Raw genomic sequence first — 1,574 nt, forward strand, 5'->3', positions numbered from 1 at the left:
CCCGCCGGTCCGCCAGGGGAGCCCCTACACCGTTTTCCAGAAGTCCTGGATGAGCTCCTGGCGGTTGGCGTGCCCCGTCTTCTGCAGGATGTTGTGCACGTGCACCTTCACCGTGGAAGGCGCCAGCGACATGGCCGAGGCGATGTTCTGGTTGTCATGGTCGCGCAGGATGTAGTCGAGCACCTCCTGCTCGCGGGCCGTCAGCTGATGGCGCTTGGCATACACGAGCAGATCTTCCGCTGTCTGGCGGTAGCGCTGGGTGTCGTCTATCACGGGCGACTTGCTTGAGTGGATGCTCAGCTGCCGCAAGGCGAACCAGCACGTCATGGCCGCGCACACCATCATGAGCAGGTTCTCGGCGTAGTTGCGCTCGGCCGTGAGCGTCACCGGTCCAAGCGCAATGGTGTCGGTGGAGAGAACGAGGAAGAACAGGGCGTCCTCGGCCACCATGACCACGCCGAGCAGCGCCAGCGCAATGCAGTGCACCTTGTAGCGCCCGAGCCGCTGGCGCTCCACTTCGTCGCGAGTGCGCAGGAAGTGGGCGCCGCCGTAGAGCAGGATCCAGAACATGAAGGCCGCGCGGCAGCTGTAGTAGCAGAAGCGCAGCATCTTGCTCTCGCCGGAGACGGCAAGGAGGAGAAGCGAGATCGCCACATAGGCGACGAGGGGGACGGTGCGCATGACCCGGCGGCGTTCGCCGATGTACTCGCAGACCATGTACCAGAAGGCCCCGAGGAACCCAGCGCCCGTCGCCATGGTGTAGAACGAGCGCAGGAAGTAGTATTCCCAGGAGAGCCCCGCCGTGAACGTATGGGCCGCGTAATCGTCTTGCAGAATCGAGGCGACGTCGAAGAAGTAGAACAGAAAGGCGACGCAGGCGTACAGCATCGTCTTGCGCTTGGTCACCAGATACGACGACAGGCATACTGCCGCGGTGAGTGCCGAGACGAGAATCACTAAGAGCGTCTCGTAGAAAATCGCCAATCCCATAGACCCCTTCTTCAGCCAGCCAGCAGTTATCTATGTGCCTTGGGCTCATTATATCGCTTATCGGAGTCCCCGAAGAGAGGGCGCCCCCTCGTTGAGCCGAAAGGGGCTCGCAGTGGAGCGCGCGCGGGCGGGCAAAAAGGGCTTCGGAGCTCAATTGTGGAGAGGGGAAATCCCTCGATTTTTTAGGCAGCAACCTTACGAGAAGGTAACAACGCTCAAAAATCTGACATAAAGTCAATAGCATTGATTTGAAAATTCGGTAAGTGACCTGCGGTTTACGACGGGTGTAGAAGAAAATGCTTTGCTCTAATCGCTAAATAGACGGCCTGCTACACCTGGTTTAGACCTATCGCAACTTCCATATTTCCTGCACATTGAATTCATCAAATCGCGAGTCTGTCGTGGGCTCGCGTGTCGCGGAAGGGAAACCGCGGCAGCCGGCAATCGATGGGCGCATCTGCGCCAGATCGGAGAGCTTTTATGCAAGGAGTAAACGTCAAGAGCGAGATCGGCGAGCTCAAGAAGGTCATCCTTCACCGCCCCGGCGACGAGCTGCTGAACCTCACCCCCAACACCCTGGAGGA

Annotated in this window: 1 protein-coding gene; it reads right to left on the reverse strand. The window is 59.3% G+C overall.

Annotation, left to right across the window (positions count from 1 at the left end; all coding sequences use genetic code 11):
* Positions 1-24: 24 nt before the first annotated feature.
* Positions 25-990 (reverse strand): helix-turn-helix transcriptional regulator, encoded by a 966-nt coding sequence (locus tag VJ923_RS09610; protein WP_326440919.1) that lies wholly within the window; start codon positions 988-990, stop codon positions 25-27.
* Positions 991-1,574: the final 584 nt, after the last annotated feature.

It is taken from the genome of Adlercreutzia shanghongiae (genome assembly GCF_035830635.1).
GTDB classification, from domain to species: Bacteria; Actinomycetota; Coriobacteriia; order Coriobacteriales; family Eggerthellaceae; genus Adlercreutzia; species Adlercreutzia shanghongiae.